We start from the raw sequence: 25255 nt of genomic DNA on the forward strand, positions 1-25255 counted from the left end.
GAAAATCAACCAAAGCCCGACCTTCCGACATGCCGGGGTTCCGACGATTCCGACCCGGGATGTCATCGAGACGTGCTTTGCGAAGCGCAAGCCGGCGGGATAGTTTCCTCCTTCGATGCAGGCCATCGCCGACGACCGTCGTGGGCGAGCCCGTCCGAAGGATGCCGCCATGACCATCGCATCTCGCTCTCTCTGCGCCCGCATGTCGGTCGCCGCCGCCGTGCTCCTGCCTCTCCTGATGCTCGGCGCGCCTGCTGAGGCCGCAGGCGACGACAGCGAGACCGTCAAGACCTGCGTCAAGGGCGAGGTCTGGGACGGCAAGGCGAAGAAGTGCGTCAAGCGCACGAGCGCCATCCCCGATTCCGATCTGACGCCCTACGCCTATGCCCTCGCCAAGGCCGAGCGCTACGAGGAGGCGCTGGAGGTTCTGGACACGCTCGCCGATCCGAACACGCCGAAGGCGTTGAACTATCGCGGCTACGCCACGCGCAAGCTCGGCCGCACCGACGAGGGCATCGGCTACTATCTCAAATCGGTGTCGCTCGACCCGACCTACGTGAAGGTGCGCGAATATCTCGGCGAGGCCTATGCGCTGAAGGGCGAGACGGACCTGGCGCTCGCCCAGCTCGACCGGATCGAGGTCCTCTGTGGCAAGGGCTGCGCCGAGTATCGTTCCCTTGCCGCCGCGATCGACGAGCCCGGCTCCTGGTGATCAGAGCCAGCCGGCGCGCTTGAACCGCCAGAAGAGCGTGCCGGCGACGCCGAAGATCAGGCAGAGGACCGCCGGATAGCCGAAGGTCCATTGAAGCTCCGGCATGTGCTCGAAGTTCATGCCGTAGATTCCGGCGACCGCGGTCGGCACGGCGAGGATCGCCGCCCAGGCCGCGAGCTGGCGCGTGATCTCGCTCTGGCGCTGCTGTTCCAGAAGGCTGGAGGCTTCGAGGACGAAGCTGAGGATTTCGCGCAGGCCGTCCAGCCGCCGGGCGACGCGGTCGACCTGCGAGACGAGGTCGCGGAAATAGGGCCGGATGTCGGGGTCGATCGTCGTGACCGGCACATGGCCGAGCCGGTTAGCGACCTCCTCCATCGGGCCGATGATGCGCCCGAACCGCACGAGCTGGCGGCGCAGATCGAAGATGCGGGCGATCTCCGTCCGGCTGAGAAAAGCGTCGAGCGCGCGCCGCTCCATGGCGAGGACGTCCTCCTCCAGCGCGTCCAGCGTTTCCAGATAGCCGTCCACGATGAAGTCGAGCACGCCGTAGAGAACGCTGTCGACGCCGTGCTTCAGAAAGCTCGGCGAAGCCTCCAGCTCCTCGCGCAAGCCCGCATGGCTGCGCGCGGAATCGGAGCGGAGCGTAATGACGTGCCGCTCGCCGACGAAGATCGCCGTGCGCCCGTAGGTGATCGCAGCGCCGTCGAGCTGGACCGTGCGGGCGATGACGAAGATCTCGTCGTCGTAGGTTTCGATCCGCGGCAGGACATTGGGCTTCTGCGCATTGGCGAGCGCCAGCGGATGAAGCCCGAAGCAGGTGCGCAGCGCTTCCAGCTCCTCGGGCGTCGCATCGACGAGCCCGAGCCAGAGGAACTCGCCCTTCGCCATGACCGGACACTGCGTGCCGTCGAGAACGACCTCGCGAACGCGCCGTCCGTTCTCGTAGACATAGGCGGCGACGACGCTCACGCGCGGGATCAGTCGAAGAGGCTGGAGACGGACTGTTCGGTTGTCGTGCGGGCGATGGCCTCGCCGAGGAGGTTCGCGGTGGTGACGACGCGGATGTTCGGCGCGTCCAGCACGGCCTTGGTCGGCTGGATGGAATCGGTGATGACCAGCTCCTCCAGCATGGAGGCGGAGATGCGGGCGACCGCCCCGCCGGAGAGGACGCCGTGCGTGATATAGGCCTTCACGCTCTTGGCGCCAATCTTCAGAAGGGCCTCGGCCGCGTTGCAGAGCGTGCCGCCGGAATCGATGATGTCGTCGATGAGGATGCAGTTGCGTCCCTCGACCTCGCCGATGACGTTCATGACCTCCGATTCGCCCGGCCGCTCGCGGCGCTTGTCGACGATGGCGAGCTGGGCGTCGATACGCTTGGCGAGCGCGCGGGCGCGCACCACGCCGCCGACATCGGGGGAGACGACGACCGTGTCGGAGAGGTCCTGATGCTCCTTGATGTCGCGTGCCATCAGGGGGATCGAGAAGAGATTGTCGGTCGGGATGTCGAAGAAGCCCTGGATCTGTCCGGCATGGAGATCGAGGGTCATCACGCGGTCGGCGCCGGCGCGGGTGATGAGGTTGGCGACGAGCTTGGCGGAGATGGGCGTGCGTCCGCCGGCCTTTCGATCTTGCCGCGCATAGCCGAAATAGGGGAGCACCGCCGTGATGCGCTTGGCCGAGGCGCGCCGGAGCGCATCGGTCATGATCAGCAGCTCCATCAGGTGGTCGTTCGCCGGATAGGAGGTGGACTGGATGATGAAACAGTCCTCGCCGCGGACGTTTTCCTGAATCTCGACGAAGATCTCCTGGTCGGCGAAGCGCTTGACCGTCGCGAGCCCGAGCGGCCGCTCCAGATATTTGGCGATCGCCTCTGCGAGCTGGCGGTTGGAGTTGCCGACAAACAGTTTCATCGCGTCTCGCTCGTCCGGTTTGTCGCTACGTCGCACGCTTCGGGAAGTGCCCAACAGGCGGGAAGACCCGTCCTGCCGGGGTCGGTCGATCCGACTGTCGCCATCCCGATCCTGGCCGTGCCCGTCAGGACCCTGTCCACCGGGCTCTTAGCAACAACCCGATCAGAGTCAAACCGGTGCCGGTAAAGATTTGCTGCGATGCGTCTAAACGGTAAACGATGCGGGGGCGCGAGGGTGCCAAGGTTCAACCTGCGGTCCCCAGCCGCGCAAGCTCGCCGATCGTGCGGCGGGCGATGGCGGAGAGGGTCGCCTGCGAGACGCCGGCCCAGGGATCGGCTGCCGTGCCCTGGCCTGCGCCGCGCTCCTGGCCCTGGATGCGGCTGATGCGATTGCCCGCGGGATCGACAACGTCCCAGACGAAGACGACGACGGTCTCCCGGCCTTCGCCGAGGGCGCTAAGATAGCCCTTCAGCCGCAGCGGCGTCGGCGGGGCGTCGGCGGGCGCGATGCCGACGCCGGCGCGTGCCGCTTCCGCACCGAGCGCGGCCGACAGCGTCTCGACGACCGGGACGGGCGCCCCGACGACCGGGAGAAACTGCACCGGCCCGACCGATGTCGCCGGCGCCGTCGCCGTGATCGGGGCCGGCACCTCTTCGCCGGTGCTGCTCGTGGAGGGCCCGGCGCCGATCTCTGCCGCCGGCGACAGGCCCGCGGTGGGGTCGACGCTTCGGCAGCCGGATAGGGCGACGAGGAGGAAGGCGACAGCCGGCCCGAACCGCCGCGCAGCCCGGCCCGCTCTCGGCTCGCGGACCATGGTCACGAAACCACGGTCAGCTCGATCGGCAGACGGGAGAGCGGTTCGGGCGCGCCCTCGGTGGTGAGATACGTCCGCCCGAGCGTCATCGCCGTGTTCGTATCGGAATCCATGATGATCATGTGGGCGAAGAGCGTCATGTTCGGCAGGATCGGATCGGCATTGCCGGAGACGAACATCTGTGGGTCCATCCAGGAGGGAGCATAGCGCGCGCCGAGCGAGTAGCCGCAGGCGGACAACCGGTGGCGCACCAGTTCATGCGCCTCCATCACGCCGGCATGGGCGTCGAACACGTCGCCGAAGGTCTTGCCCGGCCGCATCGCCTCCTCGACGGCGCCGAGCGCTTCGCGGGCTGCCTCGAAGAGCTCGATATGGCGCGGCGTCGGCGCGCCGATCACGACGGTGCGCATCACGGCCGCATGGTACTGCGCCTTCACGCCGGCCCATTCCAGCGTCAGCTGATCTGTCTCGGACAGAACGCGGCGGCCGGATTTGTAGCGGCAGAGCAGCGCCTCCTCGCCCGAGCCGATGATGAACGGATTGGCCGGATAGTCGCCGCCGCCCTTGAGGATCGGGCCCTGGAGCGCGTGCAGGATGTCGGCTTCGTCGGCGCCGGCGCGCGTGACGGCGAGGGCCGCGTCGAAGGCCTCGTCGCCGAGGCGCGCGGCCTCGCGGACATAGGCGATCTCGGCCGCGCTCTTCACGACGCGCAGGGAGGGGACGAGGTCGGAGGCCTCCTTCAGCGAAGCGAAGGAGCCGAGCTTGGTCTCGACCAGCCGGCCGTTCGCCGCGGTCAGCCCGTGCGTCGCCCATTCCACGCCGATCTTGGCGCCGAGGAGCCCCATGTCGTCGAGGAGATCGCGCAGATCGATTGTCGGGTCCGCCCCGCCCCGGTCACGCCAGACGATGATCGAGGAGAGGATCGAGGTGAGGCGCGCCTGTCGGAGATCGGCCGAGCGCGTGAGAAGCCGCATCTCGCCATCCGCCTTCACGACGAGGCATTGGAAGAAGCAGAAGCCGAAACTGTCGTAGCCGGTGAGCCAGTACATGGACTCCTGGGCGAAGAGGAGCATGGCGTCGAGTTTGCGTTCGGCCATCTCGGCGAGCAGGCGTTCGCGGCGGGCGTCGAATTCCTCGCGCGGAAAATGCAGCATGGGTGGAAATCCTATCGGTCGAGCGCGATGGCGGTCAGCTGGCGCCCATAGTCGGGCTCGCCGCGATGCGTCGTGCGGCGGAAGGAATAGAAGCTGGCGGGTTCGCTGAAGGTGCAGCGCCCGACGAAACGGGCGGAAACGCCGGCGCGCTCCAGGCGCGCGACGATATAGGCGGGTAGATCGAACTGCCGCTTGTCCGGCGAGACGCCGGGATGGAAGAAGGCGGCCGCGTTCGGGTCCAGGGCGGTGGCCGCTTCCAGCCGATCGACGCCGACCTCGTAGGCATCGCGCGTGATGGTCGGGCCGAGAACGGCGACGATGTCGCCCCGCTTCGCGCCGAGCCCTTCCATCGCCTCGATGGTGGATTCCAGAACGCCCCCCACGGCCCCGCCCCAGCCCGAATGGGCCGCGCCTACCACGCCGGCCCTGGCGTCGGCGAAGAGGACCGGCCCGCAATCGGCCGTGACGACGCCGATCGCAAGGCCGCGCGTCGCCGTTACGATACCGTCGGCGCGCGGGCGCTCGCCCTCGAAGGGTCCCGTCACGACCACGGCGTCCGGCGAATGAACCTGCCAGGGCGTCACGATCTCGGCGCCGGGAAGGCCGAGATAGGCCGCGGCGCGAGCCCGGTTCTCCCGCACGGCTGCCGGGTCGTCCTTCGAGCCGATGCCGGCGTTCAGCCCGGCATAGAGGCCTTCTGAAACGCCGCCGGCGCGCGTGAAGAAGGCATGGCGAATGCCGGCGCCCGAAATGTCGGTGCTGGTCACGACGTCGAGGTCGCGAAGCGGCGAAGCAGGGATCGGTCGATGTTCGGACATGGCGCGGATTGTTGTGAAGGGCTTGCTGGAAGTCAACGCGGCACCGGATCGGCGGCCGAGGACGCGGCTGACGCAAAGGGCGGAACGGGAAGCGGCCGAGAGGCCACGGCGAGCGCCTTGAAGAGCGCGCCCATCTCGCCCGGACCCTGTCCCGCCAGTCGCTGCACGGCCGCGCGCAGCGCGTCCTGCTCGGCCTCCGGCCTGCCGGCGCCGAGCCGTCCCGCCCGTTCGAGAAGACCGAGCGAAAGGAGAAGCTCCCCCTGGGTGGCCAGCGGCGACAGGCTGAGGCCCGCCTCGCCGAATCGCCGGGCCAGCGCGCGAAAATCGACATGGCTGGTGATGTCGGCCGATCCTGGTTCCGCCAGGGGATCGACGAAGCGATGGGCCTTCACAGCTTGAAGCGTATCGCCGAATCCGCCGCCATGCCCGTAGTCGACCAGCAGCGCGGCGCCGCCTGATCCGGCGATCCGGCGCCCCAGCGCCGTCGCGATGGCCTCGCGGGCGGGAGAGACTTCGAGGATCGTGCCGGGCGCGGCGTCGGGCAGTCGTGCGCCGGCCTCCGGCGGCAGGGGCTGATCGGTGAAGACGAACGCATCGTCCTCGCCGAGGGCGACGCAGCGCTCCGACCAGCCGTCCGCGCCCCGCACGAACTGGCGGATGGCGACGGCGTCGAACAGCTCGTTGGCGAGAAGGACCAGCGGCCCGTCACCGACCTCCTCCAGGCGCCGGCAGGGCCGGATCGGCAGGTCGAAGGGCGACAGGCGTTCGATCTGAAGCCGCGCCAGCCGATCGCTCGCCTCGACCAGCGTCACGCGCGCGGCTTTGAGGAAGGCCGGCTCGATCCGCCGGATCGTGCGCAGCATGTCCTCCATCATCGTGCCGCGACCGGGGCCCATCTCGGCGAAGACGAAGGGCGCGGGGCGTCCGAGCGCCTCCCAGGCCGAGAGCGCCCAGGCGCCGAGAAGCTCGCCGAACATCTGGCTGATCTCGGGCGCGGTCGTGAAGTCGCCGCCCCGCCCGAAGGGATCGCGCGTTGTGTAGTAGCCGCCCTCGGCATCGAAGAGCGCCAGATTCCAGTAGCGCTCGACCGTGATCGGGCCCTCGCGCCGGACGATCCCGGCGATGCGCTCGGACAGCGCGGTCAGGGCCGCTCCGCCCCGGCCTCTCCGGCCGGCGCCTCCCGCGGCTGGTAGACGGTCTCGCGCGCGGTGAGGATGCCCCAGAGAGCGACGGCGATCATCGGCAGGGAGAGGACCATGCCCATGGTGAGCCAGCCGCCGAGGAGATAGCCGATCTGCGCATCCGGCATGCGCACGAACTCGACCGCGATCCGGGCGAGGGCGTAGAGGCCGAGAAAGACCGAGCCGACGAAGCGCGGGCGACGCAGCATCTTGTAGCGATGCGTGAGGAGGCGCAGGACGAGGAAGAGCACGATGCCTTCGAGCAGCGCTTCGTAGAGCTGGCTCGGATGGCGCGGCTCCGGCCCGCCCGTCGGGAAGACCATGGCCCAGGCGACGCTCGACGGAGCGCCCCAGAGCTCGCCGTTGATGAAATTGGCGATGCGGCCGAAGAAGAGGCCGAAGGGCACGGAGGCCGCGACGACGTCGATGAGGCTCCAGAGCGGCACGCGGTGCTTCCAGGCGAAGAGCGCCATGGCGATGACGACGCCGATCAGGCCGCCATGGAAGGACATGCCGCCCTCCCAGATCCGCAGCATGGCGAACGGGTCCACCATGTAGCGGTCGAAGTCGTAGAAGAGGATCGAGCCGATGCGCCCGCCGAGGATGATGCCGGCGGTGATGTAGAGGATGAAGTCGTCGATCTGCAGCTTGGTGATCGGCGAGACGCCGTTCGGCCAGAGCGCCGGGTTCGAGACCAACGCGCGCCCATAGAGCCAGCCGCAGAGAATGCCCGCCACATAGGCCAGCCCATACCAGCGCAGCTGGATCGGGCCGAGGCTGAGGAAAACCGGATCGATCGTCGGATAGGCGAGCACGCCGAGGACGGTTTGGGTCAGCATCGGGCAGGTTTCCTCGAAGGCACGGACCGGGCAGGGCTTCCGCCCCTCGCTCGGGCGCGGACCTTGGCCAGAGCCACCCGCGCCCGTCAAGCGCGCGGCTTCGGGCCGGCGTCGGAGCCGGGCCCCGGCATTGCCAAGGCCCTCGCCGCAACCTAACTCAGTTGCAACGCGTCCCTCCCGGAGAACACGGCGATGAACAATCGAGCCCCCAACCGCATGCTGGACGAATTCGCCCGGCTCATGACCGACGCCGCCGGCGCCGCGCAAGGGGTGCGCCGCGAGATGGAGACCGTCTTCCGCTCGCAGGGCGAACGGCTGATCAACTCCATGGACCTCGTCCAGCGCGAGGAGTTCGAGGCCGTGCGCGACATGGCCGCGAAAGCCCGCTTGGAAAACGAAGCGCTGAAGAAGCGGCTGGCCGATCTGGAAGCGAAGTTCGGCGCTTCGTCCGCCACGCACGGTGCCGCCGGATCGTCGCCCGAGACCTCGTTCTAGACTTATCCACATGCTGTACACAGGGCGCGGACATCCTCCGCGCCCTTTTTCATGCCGTCAAAAGGCCTTTGCGCAGAGTCGCTTAAGGTCGGGCCGTTCGGGTTTCGCGCGCGGCGGTCCAGTCGCCAATTCCCTTATATTTCGTAAACCCCCTTAAGCCGAAGAATCCCGCCCTATAGACTGATTCATAAGGGTGATTCGTTTTCCATAGCCTCTGGTGGCTCCCTGCCTCCGGTCTGGTTCGGGCGACGATCCGTCGGCCCGGCGCCTCCCCAGGCGTCCGGCCGATCGTGCGGGATGGGGACCTTAAGGCTTGGCAATGACTTTCGGCGATATGGAGCTGGAGCGGCAGTTCAACCCGGTCGACGTGATCGAGCTCGTGGCGTCCAGCCATGACTGGTCCTTCGAGCGCTCCTGCGAGGACGAGATCGCCGTCTCGGTCGCCGGCCTATGGGCGGACTACTCCGTCTCCTTCTCCTGGCTGGAATCCTGCGAGGCGCTGCATCTGGGCTGCGCCTTCGATCTCAAGGTGCCGGCGGCCCGGCAGGTCGAGGTCCTGCGACTTCTCGCCAAGATCAACGAGCAGCTTCTCGTCGGCCATTTCGATCTCTGGCCGAAGGAGAGCGCCATCATGTTCCGCCACGCGCTTCTTCTCTCCGGCGGTGCGGACCCGACCAGCCAGCAGGCCGAGCGCATGCTGGGCATCGCGCTCGAAAACTGCGAGCGCTTCTATCAGGCCTTCCAGTTCGTCGTCTGGGCGAACAAGGATGCCGACGAGGCGCTGGCCTGCATGCTCTTCGAAACGGTCGGTCAGGCGTGAGCGCCTCCCACGGGATCGGCCGCATTCTGCTTCTGGGCGGCGGCAACATGGGCGGCGCCATGCTGCGCGGCTGGATCGACGCGGGGCTCGCGGGCGAGCCCGTCCATGTCGTCGATCCGAGGCCTGCGCCCGCTCTCGAAGGGCTGATCGCCTCCGGCGCCATCCGCCATTCCACCGCCGTGCCGGAAGGTCACTTCGACGTCGCCGTCGTCGCCGTGAAGCCGCAGATGCTGGAGGAGGCCCTGCCGCCGCTTCGGTCCGCGCTCCATGAGGGCACGATCGTCATCTCCGTCGTGGCCGGCAAGACGATCGCCTCGCACGAGCGCCTGCTCGGCCCCCGGCCGACCATCCGCGCCATGCCGAACACGCCGGCCCTGATCGGTCGCGGCATCACCGGCTGCTTCGCCAACGAGGCGGCCGACGGCGTCGCCCGCGGCAAGGCGGAGGCGCTTCTGTCGGCGAGCGGCGCGGTGGTCTGGGTGGAGAGCGAGGCCGATATCGACGCCGTCACCGCCGTTTCCGGCAGCGGCCCCGCCTATGTCTTCCATCTTGCCGAGGCGCTCGCCGCCGCCGGCGAGAGCCTCGGTCTTTCGCCGTCCCTCGCCATGACGCTCGCCCGCCACACGGTCGCGGGCGCCGGCGAGCTGATGATCCGCTCGGACGACGCCCCGGACCAGCTCCGTCGCAACGTCACCTCGCCGAACGGCACGACGCAGGCCGCGCTCGAGGTGCTGATGGCCGATGACGGTCTCGCCCCGCTGATGCGGCGCGCCGTGGCCGCCGCGCGCGACCGCGCCCGCGAACTTTCGAAGGACTGATCGCTTGGCCACCGAAGAGCGAGCGCCCGAGATCGCCTATGGCGACTTCGCCAAGGTCGATATCCGCGTCGGCACGATCGTCGAAGCCTCGCCCTTTTCGGAGGCGCGCAAGCCCGCCTTTCGCCTCCTTATCGATTTCGGCCCCGAGATCGGCGTCAGGAAGTCCTCCGCCCAGATCACCGTGCACTACGCGCCGGAGACGCTGGTCGGCCGGCAGGTGGTCGCCGTCGTCAACTTCCCGCCCCGCCAGATCGGCCCGATGCGCTCGGAAGTCCTGACCCTCGGCGTTCCCGACGAGACCGGCGAGGTCGTGCTCCTGGCACCCGGCCACGCGGTGCCGAACGGTGGGCGGATGTTCTGAAATCTGCCGGGTCGGTCTTCACATGACGTCGACCAGCTCGCTGTAGAGCGCCAAGATCTTGTCGGCCGTGATGAGGCGTGCCGGTTCTTCCAGGGCTTGCCCGATCAGGAGGCGGTCGAAGGGATCGCCATGGTGCTTCGGCAAGCCTGCCGCCGCGATCGCGGCATTCGACGAAATCATGCACTCCACGAAGCCGATGGCTTTCGCCTCCGCCAGGATGAGGCCCGGGTTCCACGAAAATTCCGGTTTGAGCAGAGCGGCCTTGATGCCGATCTCCCAAATACTCACGGTGCTGAACAGCACGTTCGTCGTTCGGCTGGCGATGAGCGATCGGACCGGCTGGGACAGCTTATGAGGCTCTGCAAGAACCCAGATCAGGATGTGCGTGTCGAGGAGAACCCTCACGGCACATCGTCGAAATGAGCCAGGAACTCGTCCGGCAGGGGGTCGTCGAAGTTGGGCGGTAGGGCGATCTGCCCCGCGAGCCCTCCGAGCCGCCGCTCCGTTTCCACGGCGTGCTCCAGCGGCACCAGACGCGCCACGGGCTGCCCCGCCTTCGCGATGATGATCTCCTCTCCCGCCGAGACGTCCTCGATCAGTCGCGACAGATGCGTCTTGGCGGCATGGATGTTGACGGTGCGCATGGATCGCCTCCTGAACTAACCTTAGTCTATCACGGCACCGGGGCCTGCGCCATGAAGCGTCAGGCCGGAATGCGGATCATCGCCCGCAAGCCGCCGAGCTTGGAGTCCGACAGGAGAATGTCCCCGCCGTGGCTGCGCGCGATGTCGCGGGCGATGGCGAGGCCGAGGCCCGTGCCGCCCGCGTCGATGTTGCGGGCGGTGTCGAGGCGCACGAAGGGCTTGAAAACCTCCTCGCGTTGATCGGCCGGGACGCCCGGCCCGTCGTCCTCCACCGTGATCGTCAGCCAGCGCCCCTCGTGGCGGCCGATGATGCTGACGCGGCTGCCGTGGCGAAAGGCGTTGGCCGCGAGATTGCCGATCAGTCGGGTGAAACTGTCCGGCCGCACCATGATGCGGGGATCGCCGAGAACATCGGTATCGACCTTGCGTCCTTTCAGCGCGCCCTCCGTGGAGAGCTTCTCGAAGACGCGCTCGAGATCGAGCTCGGCGACGTCCTCGCCGGCCTCGCCGCGCGCGAAGGAGAGATAGCCTTCCAGCATGCGCTGCATCTCGTCGATGTCGGCATTCAGCTCGCGCTGGTCCTCGCCGTCTCCGAGCAGGGCGAGCTGCAGGCGAAAGCGCGTCAGCACGGTGCGAAGGTCGTGGCTGACGCCGTTCAGCATCTGCGTGCGCTGCTCGATCTGCCGCTCGATCCGGTCGCGCATCTGAATGAAGGCGAGCGAGGCCTTGCGCACCTCCGAGGCGCCGCGGGGCCGGAACTCCGGCGGCATGGGCTGGCCGCGCCCGAACCCTTCCGCCGCTTCGGCCAGAGACTGGATCGGGCGGATCTGGTTGCGCAGAAAGAGGACGGCGATGAGGATTAGCACCAGCGAGGTGCCGACCATCCAGGCGAGAAAGATATGTGAGTTCGAGGCGTAGGCGGAGTTGCGCCGGGCGAAGACGCGCAGGAGATGCGTTTCCAACTGGATGCGGATCTCCACGAGCCCGGAATCGCCGACCGTGTCGATCCAGAAGGGGCGGGCGATCTGCTGGGTGATCTCCTCGGAGAGAATGCCGTCGAGAATGTTGAAGAAGGGCTTGGGCGTCGGCGCGGGGAGGGGCTCGGGCGGCAGGACCGCGATGTTGAGGTCCATCTTCTCGCGGGCGATCCGCGTGACCACGGCGAAGTCCGGGTCCTGCGGATAGGTCTCGATCACGTCGATCAGCCCGGCGATGTCGCGCACCACGGCCGTCGAGAGGCGCTGCGTCACGAGCTGCCAGTGCCGCTCCATGAAGACGAAGGCGACGACTGATTGCAGCAGCACCATCGGCGCGATGATGATGATGAGCGAGCGCGCATAGAGGCCCTTCGGCACGTAGCGCGAGAAGAAGCGGGGCACATGGCGCAGCGGCCCGCGCCAGATGTCGAGCTTGGGCAGCCTGGGCAGCTTGGGCGCCTTCCGCGGGCGCGGCAGCCGCACGGATGTCGGCGCGAGGCGCTCCAGCCTCTGCCGCCAGACGCGCAGGGTCGCGCCGTCCCGCTCGATCCGCGTGCGCAGCCGCTCGATCGGCGTCATCGCCCCACCTTCAATCGACGTTCAGCCGGTAGCCGATGCCGCGCACCGTCTGGAGCCAGAGCGGATTGGCGGGGTCGCTCTCGATCTTGCGACGCAGGCGGTTGATCTGCACGTCCACGGTGCGCTCGCCCACCTCCGTCTCCTCGCCGAGAAGGGCCTGGCGCTGGATCGTCTCGCCCGCCTTTTCCGCGAACTGGATCATGATTTCCTGCTCGCGCTCGGTCAGCCGGATCAGCTCCGGCCCGCGCTTCAGCTCGCGCTTGGAGAGCGAGAAGGTGAACGGGCCGAACCGCACCGTCTCGACCTTCGCCACGGGCGGCGGGGCGCCGCGCTTCAGGATGTTGTTGATCCGCAGGAGAAGCTCGCGCGGGTCGAAGGGCTTGGTCAGGTAGTCGTCGGCGCCGGCCTCCAGCCCCTCGATCCGCTCCTCGATCTCCGAGCGCGCCGTCAGCATCAGGATCGGCGTCTCGCGAAGGCCGGAGATCGAGCGCACGAGATCAATGCCGCTTTCGCCCGGCATCATGACGTCGACGACGAGGAGATCGAAGTCGAGCCCGACGAGGATCTTGCGCGCCTCCGCCGCGTCCGCCGCCATCGAGACGCGAAAGCCGCGCTCGGAGAGAAAGCGCGACAGGAGGCTGCGAATGCGCCGGTCGTCGTCGACGATGAGGAGATGCGGCGCGTCGTCGTCGATGAATGGCTTCGGCGGCGCGTCCGCCTGCGGCTCCGTCGTGCTCATGAGCGATGCTCTCCCTGCGGCCCGGTCTCGGCGCGCGGGCCGATGCCGTTCCGGTCGAACCAGATCTTCGTGCTGTCGCGGTCGCCGGCCATGTCGAGAAGGAAGCTCGCGACCGGATCGGCCCTGGCCTCGCGGGCGCTGGTCAGCGCCGCCTCGATCCGGTGCGCCTGGGCCCGCGAGAGCTCCAGCGTCAGCTCGCGCCCGGCGGTGGTGGGAAAGAGGCGCCGCTGCCGCCGGTCCTCCGATCCCGGAAGCTGCTCCACGAAGCCGCCGTCCACCAGCTGGCGCAGAACGCGGCCGAGAGACTGCTTGGTGATCTGCAGAAGATCGAGGAGATCGGCGATCGTCATGCCCGGCGCCCGGTTCACGAAGTGGAGAACGCGGTGATGGGCCCGGCCGAACCCGTAGCGCTCGAGCACGATGTCGGCATCGGCGGTGAACTCGCGATAAGCGAAGAAGAAGAGCTCGATGATCCTGAAGTCGAGCTCCCCCACCGTCTCCAGCGCTTCGGTCACGATCGCGCGGCTCGGCCGGGCCTCGGTCATGCTCTCGGTCAAAAACTCATCCATCAAGATAGGTCAGCACTATTGACGTAATTTTCGCCCATTGTTACATTCCTCGCGCCTCGTTGGAACCGTCAAGGGCCTGGCGTAGAGTTCGCCGGGATGTGCGGTTCGCGCCGCCGTTGCCGCGAGCTGGCGGTTGTCAGCCGCCTTTGCCGGGTTAGAATCCTGGAAGACGGCGAGAGGAGCGGGCGAGCGCGGCAGGCGGGTCTTCAGGACGAGATGCCGCCGCGCGTCGCCGTATTGCAAAGAGGGAGCGCGCCCGCAGCGGCGCGAGAGGACATCATGTCGGTTCCATTCGATCAGCTCGACGGCCAGATATGGTTCAACGGCGAGTTCGTGCCCTGGCGCGAGGCGAAGATCCATGTGCTGACGCATGGTCTGCACTATGGCAGCTCGGTCTTCGAGGGCGAGCGGGCCTATGGCGGCGAGATCTTCAAGCTTCGCCAGCACACCGAGCGCCTGATCGAATCCGGCCGCCTGCTCGGCTTCAAGATTCCCTACACGGCGGACGAGATCGACGACGCCTGCAACGAGCTCCTGCGCCGCCAGGGCTTCACCGACGCCTATGTCCGGCCGATCGCCTGGCGCGGCTCGGAGATGATGGGCGTCGCGGCGCAGAAGAACCGCATCAACGTGGCGATCGCCATCTGGCAGTGGCCGAGCTACTTTGATCCCGAGCAGCGCATGAAGGGCATCCGGCTCGACATCGCCGAATATCGCCGCCCCGATCCGATGACCGCACCGTCCAAGTCGAAGGCGAGCGGCCTCTACATGATCTGCACGATCTCCAAGCACGCGGCCGAGGCCAAGGGCTATGCCGACGCGCTGATGCTGGACTGGCGGGGCCATGTCGCGGAAGCGACCGGCGCCAACGTCTTCTTCGTCAAAGACGGCGTCATCCACACGCCGACGCCGGACTGCTTCCTCGACGGCATCACGCGCCGCACGGTCATCGATCTGGCCAAGCGTCGCGGCTACGAGGTGCAGGTGCGCACGATCCTGCCGGAGGAGCTGGAAGGCTTCACCGAGTGCTTCCTCTGCGGCACGGCCGCCGAGGTGACGCCGGTCTCCGAAGTCGGTCCCTACCGCTTCACGCCCGGCGAGATCACCCGTCGGCTCGTCGACGACTACGGCGTCGAAGTGACGCCCAAGCGCGCGGCCGCCGAATGACCATCGACCGTCCCGCGTCGGCTGAAGCCGGCGCGGAAGGGCCGCGTCTCGCCGTGCAGATCGTCCCGGTCACGGGGTTTCAGCAGAATTGCTGCCTTCTCTTCGATGCCGACGAGAAGGTCGGCGTCGTCGTCGATCCCGGCGGCGACGTTCCGAAGATCCTGGCCGCGATCGAAAAGCTCGGGATCGAGATCCGCGAGATCTGGCTGACGCACGGCCATCTCGACCATGCCGGCGGCGCGATGGAGCTCAAGGCCAAGCTCGGCGGCATCGAGATCGTCGGGCCGCACGAGGCGGACGCGCCGCTTCTCGCCAATATCGAGAACCAGGCGAAGATGTTCGGCGTGCCCGATCTCCTGAAGAACGCCACGCCCGATCGCTGGCTCGCCGATGGCGAGACGGTCGGCTTCGGCGGCCACGTCTTCGAGGTGCTGCATTGTCCCGGCCACGCGCCCGGTCATGTCGTCTTCTTCCATCGCGACGCGCGGTTCCTGCATGCGGGCGACGTTCTCTTCGCCGGCTCGATCGGGCGAACGGATCTGCCCGGCGGCGACCACGCCGCCCTCATTCGTTCGATCAAAGAGAAGGTCCTGCCGCTCGGCGGCGACGTGACCTTCCTGTGCGGCCATGGACCCGGCGGCACGCTCGGGCGCGAGCGGCTGACCAATCCCTATCTGGTCTGATCTGCGTCGAAACGGGACGGCAGGCCGGAGCCTGCCGTCCCGCGAGTTCTCTACTCCGCCGTGCAGAAGGCGACGCGGCCGTTCGATGTGACGTAGGTTCCCAGATCCGGATCGAAGCTGCGATGGGTGCGCTGGCAGTAGCGCAGCCAGTCGGTCGACCAGGGCTGAAGGCCGAGGTCGGCGCCGTTCCGCGCGGAGGAACGCGGCGTCCGGTCGGCCTTAGCCATGCGGTAGCCCGGTGCGATGCGGATGATCTTCGAGCCGGCCGAAGTCGTCGTGACGTCGATGCCGCTCGGGCCGATCGGCCGGCGATCCAGACGCTCGGTCTCGACATTCAGGATCTTCGGGCCGTTCGGGCGATTGAGGGCCGTCGTGCCCTGGTAGATGCTGCGGGGGTCGACGTCCCCATAGGCGACCACGCTGCCGCCGCCCCAATAGCCGTCGTCGAAGGTCGTCAGCCTCCGGCTCCCCCGAACCTCGCGATCCCGATAGACACGCCGGCTGTCGTAGCGCGGGTCGCGCTCGAACCGGTCGATCCGGCCGGAATCGCGAAGGCGGATAAAGGAATTGTCGGACGCGGAGCGGCGCCTGTCCTCGAATCGCTCGCGCCGTGACTCCCAGCGGTCCCGCACATGGCCTCGATAGTCCCGGCCGTCAGCGGACCTGTCGAAGACGACGACGCCGTCGCCATAGAATCGCTCGCGGTTGCCCGTGCGATAGCGCGATCCGCCGAGATCGGGCACGTCGTATCGACGGCCTCCCTCATAATGCTGGAAGGAACTTCTGCCGCCACCGACGACGGCGACGCCGCGACCCTCGCCGAAGCCGAAGGACAGGCCGCGATCGACCCGGCCGCCGCTTCCGACGAAGACCGCACCGCTGCCGAAGCCGCTCTCCGATCCTTCGCCGGCACCGGCCAGCGTCGGCATGGCGAGGAATGCGCCGCAAAGGGCGAGCGTCCGAGCGAAGCGATGAACCGTTCGAAGCATGACGAACTCCGTTTCCAAGGGCCCGGGGGCCATTGGCTTCGGCGTTGCATGCGGCGTGCCAGATCATTCGTGCCGAAATGAAACGGGGAGGGGCTTGGGCCGGGTCGGAGATCGCCCTGGAAAGGCGAAGGCTCGACGATGGGGCGTCCGTTCTCGCCGGCTGAAGCGGCGGGCGGGTCGGCACGATCGCCGCGCCCCGGCCGGCGGGCCACCGTCGGAGGCCTTCCGCGGCGAAAACGACGGATCGCCTCGAAAGGCGTGCCGAACGCCCTCAGCGGGAGCGCCGCATGCCACCGGGGACATGCGGCGCTCCGGAAGCGGCGATCGAAGGCTCGGTCCGGCGCGCGGACGCAAGACGTCGCGGACGATGTCCGCGGGCTCGCGACGAACGCCGGGGAAAGCCTTAGTCGGCGGCTTCGAGATTGACGGCCTTCGGGCCCTTGCCGCGCTTGTCCGGCTCGGTATCGTAGGAGACCTTCTGGTTTTCCACGAGGCCGGACAGGCCGGACGCCTGAACGGCGGAGATGTGGACGAAGATGTCCGCCCCGCCATTGTCGGGCTTGATGAAGCCGAAGCCTTTTTCGGTGTTGAAGAATTTGACGGTGCCGGTCTGTGCCATGCCTGTACTCCTTATCCCTGGCGGTTCGCATTGCCGTCTGTCGGTCGCAGGCAAGTCTCGAAGTGCAAGGATAGGAATCGATACGTCGCGGGATGTTCACCACATCCCGCTCGGAGGGTAGCGCCTCCGATGCGCGATCCGTCCAGTCTCACTGTGTTCGCAAATTTGCCCGAACGCCCTTTGATGCTATCAGGCGACTGTGATTGCAAGTAAAAGATTCTGGAAGTGACGCACCGTCCTGTTTCGATACAGCTAAGCGGCGAGAACTAAACGGGGTGGTTGGTTTTGCAAAGTAGGGATGGGCCTGTTCCATGACGATACTTATCGCCGGCTTCGGAGCCTTTCCCGGCGCGCCTTCGAACCCTTGCGAAGCCTTGGCGCTGTCTCTGCGGGACGCCTGGACCTCATCCGGCGCAGCGATCCGCTCGGTTGTGTTGCCGGTCGAATGGGAGCGGAGCTGGCCGGTCCTGCGCACGGCGATCGAGGAGACCGGCGCATCGGGCGTGCTGGTCTTCGGCCTCCACGCGCGCGCCGCCCGCCTGCGCCTCGAACTCGACGCGGTGAACGCGCGCGAACTCGGCGTGGAGGATGCGGCCGGCGGGTTTCCCTCCGGTCCCGGCGTCGAGGAGGGGCCCGAGCGCCTGTCCGGCGCCTGGCCGCTGTCGGCTTCGGCCGCGGCGCTGGCGGATGCCGGCATCGGCTTCGAGCTGTCGCGCGACGCCGGGCGCTATCTGTGCAACGACACCTACTATCGCCTCTGCCACTATGGTGGCGGCGGGCGCCTTCGCCGGTTCGGCTTCGTCCACACGCCCTTGAGCGACGAGGTGCTGGACGGCTGGGCGCGGACGGGCGCTTTGCCGGAGGTCTGCCGCACCATACCGGCGGCGCGCCTGCGCGAGGCGGCGCTGTGTCTGGCCGAGGTCTTCGCGGCGCCGGAGGCATGAGGCGGTGCGCATTCCTGGGTTCTATGCCGGCGGCAGTAAAGACATGATGACGACGATGAGATCGATGAAGCGCGCCGTCCTCGTCACCCTCGGCCTGGCCGCAGGTCTCCTGTCGCTGGCCGGCGCGGCCTCGGCCGAGGAGGCGGCGGAGGCCGTGCGGGCGCTCTATGCGCCGGTCTGGAATCCGCTGGAGGGCGAGGATCTGTCGAAGCTGACAGGGCCGGCGCTGGCGCTGTTCGAGAAGAGCGCGAAGGTTTCCGCCGAGACCGGCGAGGCGGGCTGCGTCGACTTCGTGGTGACGGTGGGCGGGCAGGATTTCGACGACGAGGAGGTCGCCCGGACGATCGAGACCGTGGAGACCGGCCGCAGCCCGGAGGGCGACGCGCTGGTGACGGCGCGCTTTCGCAGCTTTCCCGACGGCGATGCCGACCAGGAGATCCGCTGGACGATGCGGCAGGTCGGCGGCGCCTGGAAGGTGGCCGATATCGAAAGCCCGCTCGACGAGTGGAAGCTCTCGACCTTTCCCTGCGACTGACGGCCGGCGCCTTCGACGAAAAAGGGCCCGCCTTGCGGCGAGCCCTTCGAACGATCTCGTGCCGGCCCGGAAGGGCCGGCGGGTGCCTGTTCAGGCGCGCTGGACGTTGACGGCCTTGGGGCCCTTGCCGCGCGTGTCGGGCTCGACGTCGAAGGTGATCTTCGCGCCGTCCTCGATCGAGGACATGCCGGCGCGCTCGAGCGCGGTGACATGCAGGAAGACGTCCTTGGCGCCGCCCTCGGGGGTGACGAAGCCGAAGCCCTTGGAGGCGTTGAAGAACTTGACGGTACCGGTGTTGCTCATGGTCTGACCCTTTCAAAGATGCCGATCGGGGCGGGGCACGAGGCTCTGTTCCGATCGGCCCGGGCCGCGCGAAGGCGCCGCGCCGGATGGATTTGACGACCGCTCCCGATAGGGAACGGCGTCGGCGATTTCGGAAAGCTCGTGTCGGCGAAAGGGTCGAGGTCAACGGGACGACCGGAGAACCCGCGATCGGGCCCGTCCGGCAGATCCGCGGGGATTGGGCCCCCGCGCAGAAGAAGAAGTCTCACCAGTCTCCGGGTCATGAATGCCCGAACGCTCCTCATATGGCAGCGCCGCCCCCCATGCGCAAGGCCAGCGCCCGAATGCGCCACCGGCTTCGATCCAGCATGCCGTGCTAGGCCGGGCCGGATTGCGGGATGAGGGAAGAGGCAGGCATGACGGGACGAGGACGCGGACGGGGCCTGGCGCTGGCGCTGGCGATCATGGCGACGAGCGGGCCGGCTTCGGCTGTGGAACTGGCGGGCTGGCGGGCGGGCGCCGAGGCCGCGACGATGGACAAGGGCCAGCGCTTCACCTGCGAGGGGGGCGACTGCCCGGCGGGCGGGCTGCAGTGCCTCTACGCGGTCTCGCCCGGCGAGCCCGGCAAGGGGCGCACGCTCCGCGTCCACGACATGCTGCGGCCGAAATCCTTTCCCTGGAAGGACTTCGAGATCTGGGTCGCGATGAAGGCCGGCGAGATCCGGCCCGAACTCGCCAATGCTTCCTCCACGCTGAAGGCGAACGACGCGGCGCGGCTGGCCCGGCTCGGCGAGCGCGACTTCATGCGCCGCAGCTACACGATGAACGCGGCGGCGGCGAAGGAGACGGTCGAGGTCGGCCTCTGGGTCACGGACAACCAGCTGAACGCGGCCATCTGCGCCGTCAACGCGGTGGACCGGCCGCTGGCGGAGACGCGGATCGACGTCTTCTTCGGCGCGCTCAACACCTCGCCCCCCGCGCCGCCCTACGACCCGCTGGCCCAGCAATAGGCCGCCCGGGGCCGGAACGGGGAAGCGCGGTCGCGCCTTGTTCTCCCGAAGAGCCGCGGCGAGATCGTGCCGCGGCGACAACCGGGATGCCCGACATGACCACGATGAGACACCTCGCCGCCGCGCTCGCCCTCGCTCTGCCGCTCGGCATCGGAAGCGCGGCCCTCGCGCAAACCGCGCCCGAGCCGAACGCGGCGCCCATGCCGCTGAACGACGGCTCGGTTTCCAACGCCACGGGCACGCCGATCGGCAGCGGCCTTGCCACGGGCACGCCGGGCGTCGGCCTGGACACGAACGGCGCCACCGAGGGCGCCGGCGCGACCAAGGGGCCGGGCGGGCTGCAGAACGGCGTCGGCGCCGAGGGCACGCTCGCGCCGAACACGACGGGCTCCAACAACGACGTGATCGACGCGCCGGCGGCTGACGGGCCGGACGGGGGCGGCATTTCCCTCGATCCGGCCCCCGCCGCCCCCGCGAATTGATAGCTCGGCAGCGGCGGCCGGCCAGCCGGCCGCCGGCAACGCGGCGCCCCGATCGCGCGCGTCGTTTAGACGAAGCCGCCGCTGCCGCCCCCTTGGAACCGCGCCGCAGCCTTCTCCTCCTCCGTCGGCGTCTCGGCCTTCGCCTCCCTCCGGGCGGAAGCCGACTTGGCGGAGGCGGGGGCGACCGGGATCGCGGCGGCGACGGCGGCTTCGATCTCGCCGAGGCTCTCCGGCGGGCGGGAACTGCGCGGCGCGGGGGCCGATCGGCGGGCCCGCAGGGCCGGGGTTCGGAAGGGCGAGAACATCGGACGTCGTCTCCATCGCTTGTTCGTTGAAACCCATCCTTGCCGTCGCCCGTTTCGGGAGAATGCCGGCCATGTTTCCGCTGCATTTCATCCGGAGCGCGAAACCGACGGCCGGCCCGACCCATGGGAGGCTGCGACGATGCTGACGCAGACGAGGAAAGGCCTGCTTGACTGGATCAACGCCCGGCCGGGCGCGCGAGGACGCCGCCGCTGGCACCGGGCGACCTCGGCGACGCCGGTTCTCCTGCGCGACGGCTCGCTGAGCCGGCCGGGCGAGGGCCAGCTCTGGCGGCGGGAGGCCGAGAGCGGCTGGGAGTACGAGCAGGACGACGGCTTCGAGGAGCCGGGCGACGACCTGGACTGACCAACCGTCCGCCGAACCTGGACGGGCCGGCTCGACGGCGCCGGCCGCGCCCCCTATCGTCGGCGATGCCCCCGCCATCCGCGCGGGACCGGCCGATATCGCCCGCCCGCCTCCCGCGCCCATTCCCGGCCGCCGGAGGCCGGGCCGGGCTCTCAGGGACACCGAACCGCATGACGCTCCGCCTTCTCGCCCTCCTCGTCGGCCTTTCCGTGCTCGGCGGCTGCCTGTCGGAAATCAACAAGCCCATCCGCCCCGGCGACCGCTGGCCCGACCGCGCCACCGCGATCGACAACGTCCCGGCGCCCTGATCGGAGGGCGTGGCGGACGGGCGGGCTATGAGAGCCGCGGGCGGCTTCCCGGACCCCTCGAAAAAGCCCTGCAAGCAGGCCCTTTCCATGTAACGCCGCCCGCCCCGCCGCCTGATCTCCCCCCTTGAGGGGGAGATGCCTGGCAAGGCAGAGGGGGGCGCCTCGCGTCTCACCTTGACGGGGCTTGGCCTGCACCCCGTCGCCGGTCGCGCTCGACGGCGCCCCCCTCTGGCCTGCCGGCCATCTCCCCCTCAGGTGGGGAGATCAGGCAGCTTCGGCGACGGCGCGTGGCCTGAACCGGTCGTCCGACGTGCCGAAACGCCTGCACGCCTTGGGCGCTGGGGTAATGGTCGAGCTGGCGTCTGACCGAAGACCCCCGCGACCGATCGGAACGACCGCTGCCCGCCCCGCCGCCTGATCTCCCTCCTTGCGGGGGAGATGGCCGGCAGGCAGAGGGGGGTGCGCAGGGGCGCCAACCTTTCAACGGTATGCGAGGTGCGCGCGGAGAGGTCGGCGGGAGGCACCCCCCTCTGGCCTGCCGGCCATCTCCCCCGCAAAGAGGGAGATCGGGCGCGTTACGGGCGGCGCTAGGTCTGAACGGTTGCTCTTCGTTGGACCTTGCGACGCACGGAAGCGCCCGCACGCCGTCGCGCCGGGGTGATGGTCGAGCCGGCGGGGCGGAGCCTCGGGCCGGGGATGCTGGGTGCCGTCCTTGTCGGGAGCGGCGGGACGCCGGAGGGAGACCCTCCGGTAGGTGGTATGTGGTGTAGTTGGTCCGCCTCCGGCGTCCACGCGCGGGCTGCTGTCGGGATATCCGGCGACCAAGCCGGATCYGTCCGATCGTCGTGGACGGGGTGGTGAGCCCCGCTTCGTGCGGCGTCGCGAGGTCGGCATTGGGCCACGACTTCGCCCCAGGTCCCGCGCCTCATCTCTCCCGCAACCCCGCTTGTCGCAGGGCCGACGCGAACATCCTGACCGAGGGGCTGGGCCACGACTTCGCCCCAGGTCCCGCGCCTCATCTCTCCCGCAACCCCGCTTGTCGCAGGGCCGACGCGAACATCCTGACCGAGGGGCTCYGCCTTTCCGAAGAAGGCATCCTCCCAAGACCCGCCCCCCAGCCCCCGAACGATCCCGGTGATCATTCGCGCCCGTCTCGCGGGCTGGTGGTGAGAGGGAGGATAGGGGAGGCGGGGAGGCGGGGAGGGTGGGGATAAGTTTGCCGTCGGGTCTATCTAACCAAGGAGTTTTTGGTTTAACTCAACCTGAGCGGTTAATGTCAGTTGAGAGCAGGCGCTACTTCAGTCTTCGATCCATACAGTTTTTAGCATCGGCGTTAGCCAACGTAAAAAGCAGCGAGCAAAAACAAAGATGGCAATACAATTCGGTATTGAGAATGTTCGGCGACTAAATATGCCGAATTCAATCGAATTTAAACCCATAAACATAATTGTTGGGAAAAACAGTTCAGGGAAAAGTACCTTTGTGCGATCTCTTCCGTTAATCCGTCAATCATTACTTACGCGAACAAATGCGCCTATACTATGGTTTGGTGACCTAGTGGACTTTGGTAGTTATAAAACTGCGGTATTCGATCACAACATCGATGTACCAATTGCATTTACAATTGGAGAAAAAGAAATTGTTGTAGATCATCGCTCCCTGCATCAAAGCAGATTTAGAGCGAGTGCAGATCAAAGAATTTTTAGGATTGCCTCGTTCACCGCCAGGTACGAAATCGGAAGTAGAGTGACGTCTAATAATAGACAGCAGACTATCCTCAAAAGCGTAATCTATAAAGTGGATGGAAATGAGAAACTTGAACTCATTATAAAGCTAGCGGACGATGGGCTAAGGGTGCAAGATGCAGTCTTGAATGGACGATCTCTATCAAAGATCATTCCGATCGATAGCTTTCGGTTGCCGAGATTGTTATTTAGTACGTTTGTTGTGGGAGGGAAGAATAGTCATTCGGATGAGCGGGGATTCTACATGGAGGATCCGTTCTCTTTTTTGGTGGGGATTCTTTTCAACACGCTAAAAGGCAATGTGGACAAGCGCCTTAAGGAATCAAACGTTCACGCATTCTTTAGCCGAATGCTTTTGTCGGCCCCCTTTGACAAATCCCGAATTCGAGGGATCGCGGGTCAGTACTCGGCCCGACTTGTCGGATACATTGACAAGGTTTTCGACGCGCCAAATTCAAGTGACTACGATACGATTATCACCATCATGAATATATATTACATGATGCAGCTTTCTTTGCATATCCTTCCGCGCGTAAAACTCGCTTTTGAGCAATGTACTTATATTGGTCCCGTTAGAGCTCGCAGTAATCGATATTACAGGCTGCAGGAGTTGTCTGTTTCTGATATCGATCCAGACGGAACAAATCTTCCAATGTTCTTAAGTTCATTGACGGGACGTCAGATGGACTCATTCTCAAACTTTGTTCAGTCAACATTTGGATTTGGTGTTCAGATGGAGAATTCGGAGGGTCATCTCAGTCTATACCTCAAATATCCACACGATAGAACAAATATTGTTGATAGCGGGTTTGGTGTATCTCAGCTGCTGCCGGTTCTAGCTCAGCTTTGGTGGTCTACGTCGGCTGCGCGATTATTCCGAGGGAGGCAGCTTAGTAAGGGTAGGGCCCCAATCTTTCTCGCAATGGAGCAGCCCGAACTTCATCTTCATCCTGCTCATCAGGCTCTTCTTGCTGACATTTTTGTAGAAACGCTTGCAAGTGCGAAAGATGGTCCCGCGATGAGCCTTATTATCGAAACTCACAGCAGCGAGATTATAAATCGTCTTGGGGCATTGATTGAGGCTAAGAGGCTAGATGCAGAGAGTGTTCAAATAATAATTTTCGATGAAAGTGATGCAAATGCAGATCTAGACAATCCAGCTTCTCTAGAGGCAGCTGATAAAAGGCAAATCTTTGGTGGAAGCTCAAGGGTGCAGATTGTTCCTAAGATTGTAGAGTTTTCCGAAAAGGGAATCTTAAAAGGCTGGCCTGCTGATTTTTTCATTCCTAACATATTGTGAATAAATGATTATTCATTTTGATTATTCGATTGAAGAAATTGAAATGCTCAGCCCGGCTGTGGTGGGGGAGGTAATACACCATTTATGTCATTGTTCTTCTCAAGGATCCCATCTGCTTATTTTAAGTCGATCGCTATCTCAAAATCTCCTTACGAAAGAAATCAGTCCATTTGAGCGTGCGGTAATCACAAGGTTAGCTAATAATTACTCTCAGGTGGGTGGTCTGCTAGATGGCGGCATGCAATATATTCGAATCTGCAAAGATCAGAATAGTTATAAAGACTTTGCCATCCCCATGAATTTGGATGTTCTTTTGTCTGGGGCATTCTCGAGACCCACACAGATGATTGTGGAAAACAAAAAGCGTGACGGCGGTGTGTATCGCATCATTATTGAGTCCCACGCAAAAAGGGCACGTCTTCCGCATGTCTCGTTAGAGTTTGTTCACGGCGGCGGTGGCGACGTCGAGGAATGCTTCCTTGCGCTTGTAGAAGTGAGCGGAGTGTATGTTGCTCTTACGGATAGTGATCGTAAAACACCGTTCGATAGGGGGAATCAGAAGGTTTCACGAATAGCGCTATCAATGAAGCCAGCTGCTACAACTCTATGCGCAGCCTATGAAACGCCAACTCATGAATTAGAAAACTTTCTATCCGTTCTTGAATTGGAAAAACTAGAGCAGTGGAACTCGAATGCCGATAGAGGGATTTATGTAAAAATATTTGAGGAATGGAAGCAAGGACGATGTAACTTATATCCCTTCATTGATCTCAAAAATGGCTTTGGACATCTTTCCGACAAGATGAGCCAGCAGTCATTGGACTGGATTGAAGAGAAAAGCCAAAAATATGGATTTTCTATCATAAAAGGCTTTGGGGATAAGATACCGATCTCTGTAATCGAGTCGGATGAAGCGCAATCGGTTTTTCATCGCACTATGCGCGAAAAATATTGGGGTCGGAACTTTGATGTGTTCTGCTTCACGCTCCTTGAATGGGTTGTTGCGGACCGAAAGTTCCGGGCTGCCTGATAGCTTCTAGATACTAAACCAACTCCAATCTCAAATGGAAATGAAACATATTTATGGTTCAA

General features: G+C 65.7%; 31 protein-coding genes. 15 read left to right on the forward strand and 16 right to left on the reverse strand.

Features of this window, described 5'->3' with window-relative positions; genetic code table 11:
• The first annotated feature begins 202 nt into the window (after window positions 1–202).
• The gene (locus ASG62_RS06075; RefSeq protein ID WP_056689786.1) at window positions 203–712 is read left to right on the forward strand and encodes a tetratricopeptide repeat protein; all 510 of its coding nucleotides are present in this window, start codon (window positions 203–205) and stop codon (window positions 710–712) included.
• Here the strand turns inward: ASG62_RS06075 and ASG62_RS06080 are convergent, their stop codons facing one another.
• The 7 genes from ASG62_RS06080 to lgt form a co-directional block, all read right to left on the reverse strand.
• Window positions 713–1681, reverse strand: coding sequence for a magnesium and cobalt transport protein CorA (locus tag ASG62_RS06080; protein ID WP_056689600.1), 969 nt, complete (start codon window positions 1679–1681; stop codon window positions 713–715).
• An 8-nt stretch (window positions 1682–1689) separates the two neighbouring features.
• Window positions 1690–2622 (reverse strand): ribose-phosphate pyrophosphokinase, encoded by a 933-nt coding sequence (locus ASG62_RS06085; RefSeq protein WP_056689598.1) that lies wholly within the window; start codon window positions 2620–2622, stop codon window positions 1690–1692.
• Window positions 2623–2866: 244 nt separating this feature from the next.
• Window positions 2867–3442, reverse strand: coding sequence for a hypothetical protein (locus ASG62_RS06090; protein WP_156381981.1), 576 nt, complete (start codon window positions 3440–3442; stop codon window positions 2867–2869).
• On the reverse strand, window positions 3439–4590 hold the full coding sequence (locus tag ASG62_RS06095) for a M24 family metallopeptidase (RefSeq protein ID WP_056689594.1): 1152 nt from the start codon (window positions 4588–4590) through the stop codon (window positions 3439–3441). The genes ASG62_RS06090 and ASG62_RS06095 overlap by 4 nt, the downstream gene beginning before the upstream one ends.
• 11 nt (window positions 4591–4601) lie before the next feature.
• Window positions 4602–5408 (reverse strand): peptidoglycan editing factor PgeF, encoded by an 807-nt coding sequence (gene pgeF / locus ASG62_RS06100; protein WP_056689592.1) that lies wholly within the window; start codon window positions 5406–5408, stop codon window positions 4602–4604.
• A 32-nt stretch (window positions 5409–5440) separates the two neighbouring features.
• Entirely contained in the window at window positions 5441–6385 is a 945-nt protein-coding gene (locus ASG62_RS06105) for a class I SAM-dependent methyltransferase (RefSeq protein WP_244487453.1), read from the reverse strand.
• A gap of 164 nt (window positions 6386–6549) precedes the next feature.
• A complete protein-coding gene (lgt, locus tag ASG62_RS06110; RefSeq protein ID WP_056689591.1) occupies window positions 6550–7428 on the reverse strand; it encodes a prolipoprotein diacylglyceryl transferase in 879 nt (292 codons plus the stop codon).
• A 192-nt stretch (window positions 7429–7620) separates the two neighbouring features.
• Between lgt and ASG62_RS06115 the strand changes: the two genes are divergently transcribed.
• The 4 genes from ASG62_RS06115 to ASG62_RS06130 all read left to right on the forward strand — a co-directional run bounded on the left by ASG62_RS06115 (window position 7621) and on the right by ASG62_RS06130 (window position 9922).
• Window positions 7621–7923 carry an accessory factor UbiK family protein gene (locus tag ASG62_RS06115; protein WP_056689588.1) on the forward strand — a complete coding sequence of 101 codons (303 nt, stop codon included), beginning with the start codon at window positions 7621–7623 and terminating at the stop codon, window positions 7921–7923.
• Window positions 7924–8242: 319 nt separating this feature from the next.
• On the forward strand, window positions 8243–8743 hold the full coding sequence (locus ASG62_RS27150) for a YbjN domain-containing protein (protein WP_056689587.1): 501 nt from the start codon (window positions 8243–8245) through the stop codon (window positions 8741–8743).
• Complete coding sequence (gene proC, locus ASG62_RS27155; protein ID WP_274532605.1) at window positions 8740–9561, forward strand: pyrroline-5-carboxylate reductase; 822 nt, start codon at window positions 8740–8742, stop codon at window positions 9559–9561. The genes ASG62_RS27150 and proC overlap by 4 nt, the downstream gene beginning before the upstream one ends.
• 4 nt (window positions 9562–9565) lie before the next feature.
• Complete coding sequence (locus ASG62_RS06130) at window positions 9566–9922, forward strand: tRNA-binding protein (RefSeq protein WP_056689586.1); 357 nt, start codon at window positions 9566–9568, stop codon at window positions 9920–9922.
• Window positions 9923–9940: 18 nt separating this feature from the next.
• Here the strand turns inward: ASG62_RS06130 and ASG62_RS06135 are convergent, their stop codons facing one another.
• The 5 genes from ASG62_RS06135 to ASG62_RS06155 are packed head-to-tail and all read right to left on the reverse strand — an operon-like array spanning window position 9941 to window position 13406.
• Window positions 9941–10327, reverse strand: a complete 387-nt coding sequence (locus ASG62_RS06135; RefSeq protein ID WP_056689584.1) for a type II toxin-antitoxin system VapC family toxin — start codon at window positions 10325–10327, stop codon at window positions 9941–9943.
• On the reverse strand, window positions 10324–10566 hold the full coding sequence (locus tag ASG62_RS06140) for a type II toxin-antitoxin system Phd/YefM family antitoxin (RefSeq protein WP_056689582.1): 243 nt from the start codon (window positions 10564–10566) through the stop codon (window positions 10324–10326). The genes ASG62_RS06135 and ASG62_RS06140 overlap by 4 nt, the downstream gene beginning before the upstream one ends.
• A 59-nt stretch (window positions 10567–10625) precedes the next feature.
• Window positions 10626–12122, reverse strand: coding sequence for an ATP-binding protein (locus ASG62_RS06145; protein WP_082536955.1), 1497 nt, complete (start codon window positions 12120–12122; stop codon window positions 10626–10628).
• A gap of 10 nt (window positions 12123–12132) precedes the next feature.
• Window positions 12133–12861, reverse strand: a complete 729-nt coding sequence (locus tag ASG62_RS06150; protein WP_056689580.1) for a response regulator — start codon at window positions 12859–12861, stop codon at window positions 12133–12135.
• A complete protein-coding gene (locus ASG62_RS06155; RefSeq protein ID WP_056689775.1) occupies window positions 12858–13406 on the reverse strand; it encodes a MarR family winged helix-turn-helix transcriptional regulator in 549 nt (182 codons plus the stop codon). The genes ASG62_RS06150 and ASG62_RS06155 overlap by 4 nt, the downstream gene beginning before the upstream one ends.
• Window positions 13407–13706: 300 nt before the next feature.
• Here ASG62_RS06155 and ASG62_RS06160 point away from each other — a divergent pair, with 300 nt between their 5' ends.
• Window positions 13707–14597 carry a branched-chain amino acid aminotransferase gene (locus tag ASG62_RS06160; RefSeq protein WP_056689772.1) on the forward strand — a complete coding sequence of 297 codons (891 nt, stop codon included), beginning with the start codon at window positions 13707–13709 and terminating at the stop codon, window positions 14595–14597.
• Complete coding sequence (locus ASG62_RS06165; protein WP_056689578.1) at window positions 14594–15280, forward strand: MBL fold metallo-hydrolase; 687 nt, start codon at window positions 14594–14596, stop codon at window positions 15278–15280. Before ASG62_RS06160 ends, ASG62_RS06165 begins: the two co-directional genes overlap by 4 nt.
• Window positions 15281–15330: 50 nt before the next feature.
• Here ASG62_RS06165 and ASG62_RS06170 read toward each other — a convergent pair whose 3' ends face one another.
• Both ASG62_RS06170 and ASG62_RS06175 read right to left on the reverse strand, forming a co-directional pair.
• A complete protein-coding gene (locus ASG62_RS06170; RefSeq protein ID WP_162245985.1) occupies window positions 15331–16269 on the reverse strand; it encodes a BA14K family protein in 939 nt (312 codons plus the stop codon).
• Between the two features lie 403 nt (window positions 16270–16672).
• A complete protein-coding gene (locus ASG62_RS06175; RefSeq protein WP_056689574.1) occupies window positions 16673–16888 on the reverse strand; it encodes a cold-shock protein in 216 nt (71 codons plus the stop codon).
• A gap of 311 nt (window positions 16889–17199) precedes the next feature.
• Between ASG62_RS06175 and ASG62_RS06180 the strand changes: the two genes are divergently transcribed.
• Both ASG62_RS06180 and ASG62_RS06185 read left to right on the forward strand, forming a co-directional pair.
• On the forward strand, window positions 17200–17832 hold the full coding sequence (locus ASG62_RS06180) for a hypothetical protein (RefSeq protein WP_056689572.1): 633 nt from the start codon (window positions 17200–17202) through the stop codon (window positions 17830–17832).
• A 64-nt stretch (window positions 17833–17896) separates the two neighbouring features.
• Complete coding sequence (locus ASG62_RS06185) at window positions 17897–18367, forward strand: hypothetical protein (protein WP_056689570.1); 471 nt, start codon at window positions 17897–17899, stop codon at window positions 18365–18367.
• Window positions 18368–18457: 90 nt separating this feature from the next.
• Here the strand turns inward: ASG62_RS06185 and ASG62_RS06190 are convergent, their stop codons facing one another.
• Window positions 18458–18670 carry a cold-shock protein gene (locus ASG62_RS06190; protein ID WP_056689569.1) on the reverse strand — a complete coding sequence of 71 codons (213 nt, stop codon included), beginning with the start codon at window positions 18668–18670 and terminating at the stop codon, window positions 18458–18460.
• A gap of 395 nt (window positions 18671–19065) precedes the next feature.
• Between ASG62_RS06190 and ASG62_RS06195 the strand changes: the two genes are divergently transcribed.
• A complete protein-coding gene (locus ASG62_RS06195) occupies window positions 19066–19659 on the forward strand; it encodes a hypothetical protein (protein ID WP_056689566.1) in 594 nt (197 codons plus the stop codon).
• A 95-nt stretch (window positions 19660–19754) separates the two neighbouring features.
• A complete protein-coding gene (locus tag ASG62_RS06200) occupies window positions 19755–20141 on the forward strand; it encodes a hypothetical protein (protein ID WP_156381983.1) in 387 nt (128 codons plus the stop codon).
• A 65-nt stretch (window positions 20142–20206) separates the two neighbouring features.
• Here the strand turns inward: ASG62_RS06200 and ASG62_RS06205 are convergent, their stop codons facing one another.
• Complete coding sequence (locus ASG62_RS06205; protein ID WP_056689563.1) at window positions 20207–20446, reverse strand: hypothetical protein; 240 nt, start codon at window positions 20444–20446, stop codon at window positions 20207–20209.
• Window positions 20447–20585: 139 nt separating this feature from the next.
• On the opposite strand from ASG62_RS06205, the gene ASG62_RS06210 reads away from it, so the two are divergent.
• The 4 genes from ASG62_RS06210 to ASG62_RS26245 all read left to right on the forward strand — a co-directional run bounded on the left by ASG62_RS06210 (window position 20586) and on the right by ASG62_RS26245 (window position 25193).
• On the forward strand, window positions 20586–20810 hold the full coding sequence (locus ASG62_RS06210) for a hypothetical protein (RefSeq protein WP_056689561.1): 225 nt from the start codon (window positions 20586–20588) through the stop codon (window positions 20808–20810).
• 170 nt (window positions 20811–20980) lie between these two features.
• Entirely contained in the window at window positions 20981–21118 is a 138-nt protein-coding gene (locus ASG62_RS26240) for a hypothetical protein (protein WP_156381984.1), read from the forward strand.
• A gap of 1368 nt (window positions 21119–22486) precedes the next feature.
• Window positions 22487–24163: an AAA family ATPase gene (locus ASG62_RS25355; protein WP_082537280.1), complete on the forward strand. Its 1677-nt coding sequence runs from the start codon at window positions 22487–22489 to the stop codon at window positions 24161–24163.
• 4 nt (window positions 24164–24167) lie between these two features.
• On the forward strand, window positions 24168–25193 hold the full coding sequence (locus tag ASG62_RS26245; protein ID WP_156381985.1) for a hypothetical protein: 1026 nt from the start codon (window positions 24168–24170) through the stop codon (window positions 25191–25193).
• The last annotated feature ends 62 nt before the right edge of the window (window positions 25194–25255 follow it).

The organism is Aureimonas sp. Leaf427 (assembly GCF_001425485.1).
Lineage (GTDB): Bacteria > Pseudomonadota > Alphaproteobacteria > Rhizobiales > Rhizobiaceae > Plantimonas.